Origin of the sequence: Dietzia sp. DQ11-44 (genome assembly GCF_014145205.1) — a bacterium.
GTDB lineage: Bacteria > Actinomycetota > Actinomycetes > Mycobacteriales > Mycobacteriaceae > Dietzia > Dietzia natronolimnaea.
In genome coordinates this window covers 1-2,023 of the sequence record NZ_JAALEC010000130.1, presented here as the reverse complement: position 1 = coordinate 2,023, position 2,023 = coordinate 1, and the positions used below count along the sequence as shown (strand labels likewise).

Genomic DNA, 2,023 nt, shown 5'->3' with positions numbered 1-2,023 from the left:
CGGGTGCCGTCCACCGGGTCGCGAGCCGGCACTTCCCCGTCGCGCCCACGGAGGCCAACACCGCCCTCGCCGCGGCGGTCGGGGAGCTCGCCGGGTCGAGCGGTGACGTCGCGGACCTGCCCGCGCACCTCGACGTGCTCGGGCACTTCGGCCCACTGGTGGAGGCGTCGCTCTCCCACACCGCCTCGCCGACCGTCCTGTCGGCCGGGTACAAGACCAACGTCATCCCCTCCGAGGCGTTCGCCGAGATCGACTGCCGCGTCCTGCCCGGTGGCGAGGAGACCTTCCGCGCGGAGATCGAGGACGAGCTCGGACCCGACGTGGCGGTCGACTGGATCTGGCAACCGCCGATCGCCGCGCCCGCCGACGACCCGCTGGTCTCGGTCATCCGGGAGGCGGTCCGCGAGGCGGACCCCGGCTCCCTGGTCGTGCCGTACCTGCTGCCGGCGAGCACGGACAACAAACACCTCGCTCCGCTGGGGATCCACGGCTACGGCTTCGTCCCGCTGCGGGTGCCGGACGAGTTCGACGTCTTCGGCCACTTCCACGCCGTCGACGAGAGGGTCCCCGTCGACGCGCTCCACTTCGGCGCCGATGTCCTGGCCCGTGTGCTCCGGTCGGCGTGAGGGGCCCGTTCTCGGGTAGCCGGACCGCGCAGCCGCGAACACCGCTACCCGCCGATGTGTGGGTACTGGTCGCGGCGGCCTTCGCCGTCGCGATCGGCTACGGTCTCGTCGCACCCGTCCTCCCGCAGTACGCCCGGAGCTTCGACGTCTCCGTGACCGCCGCGTCGGTGGTCGTGAGCGCGTTCGCGTTCTTCCGCCTGGTGTTCGCTCCCGCCGGCGGGTTCCTCGTGGACCGTCTGGGCGAACGCTGGGTCTACATGTCGGGCCTGCTCATCGTGGTGGTGTCGACCCTGGCCACGGGCGTCGCCCAGACCTACTGGCAGCTGCTGGTGTTCCGGGGACTCGGTGGACTCGGGTCGACGATGTTCACCATCTCGGCGATGGCGTTGCTCACCCGCCTCTCGCCACCCGGAGCCAGAGGACGGATCGCCGGGCTCTACGCCACCGCCTTCCTCATCGGCAACATTGGCGGGCCGGTCCTCGGCGGGTTGCTCGCCGGCTTCGGGATGCGGGTGCCGTTCTTCGTCTACTCCTTCACCCTGCTCGTCGCGACCGGAGTGGTGGCGGTGTTCCTCCGGGGAGGCCGCCGGCCCTCGGCGGACGACGGGACGGAGGAGCAGGAGGCGCTGCCGGTGCGCGAGGCACTCCGCCACAGCGGGTACCGCGCCGCGCTCGTGTCGAGTTTCGTCAACGGATGGAGTTCCTTCGGCGTACGGGTGGCCATCGTCCCGCTCTTCGCCGCCGCGAACTTCGACGCCGGTGCGGGGATCGCCGGCACCGCGCTCGCCTCCTTCGCGGTGGGCACCGCCGCCGTCATCTCGGTGGCCGGGTGGTTGTCCGACCGGTACGGACGACGGCCGCTGGTGATCGGTGGCCTCCTGGTGTCCGGGGTGTCCACACTCGTGCTGGGCTGGTGCGATACCGTTCCGCTCCTCGTGGCCGCCTCGGTGGTGGCGGGCATGGGGGCGGGGGTGCTCAACCCGGCACAACAGGCCTCGGTCGCGGACGTGATCGGAGCGGATCGCGCGGGCGGGAAGGTGCTCGCGACCTTCCAGATGGCCAGCGACTCCGGTGCGATCCTCGGCCCGGTGCTGGTGGGTCTCGTCGTGGACCTGTTCGGCTACACCGCCGGATTCGCACTCTCCGGAGGTCTGCTGCTGGCCGCGGTCGTCCCGTGGCTCGTCGCCAGAGAGACCCACGAGCACCTGGTCCGGGGAACCACGGGGGAGTGACCTGCGCCGCCGTGTCGCGAACGGGGCCTCCGACGCCGTAGCATGAGTCACCTCATGAGCAACGACAACGAGGACCGTACCGCCACCGCCGGCGACGAGGTCGAGACCGCCGCCAGCACCCCAGAGACCACCGACCCCACCGCCGAGACGGCGGACGACCGCGTC

General features: G+C 71.7%; 2 protein-coding genes. Both read left to right on the top strand.

What is annotated here, in order from left to right; all coding sequences use genetic code 11:
- Window positions 1-626 (top strand): M20/M25/M40 family metallo-hydrolase (locus G6018_RS04050; RefSeq protein ID WP_182638822.1); only part of this gene is annotated, 626 nt, incomplete at its 5' end.
- Window positions 623-1,858: an MFS transporter gene (locus tag G6018_RS04045; protein ID WP_179525571.1), complete on the top strand. Its 1,236-nt coding sequence runs from the start codon at window positions 623-625 to the stop codon at window positions 1,856-1,858. The genes G6018_RS04050 and G6018_RS04045, both read left to right, overlap by 4 nt.
- Window positions 1,859-2,023: the final 165 nt, after the last annotated feature.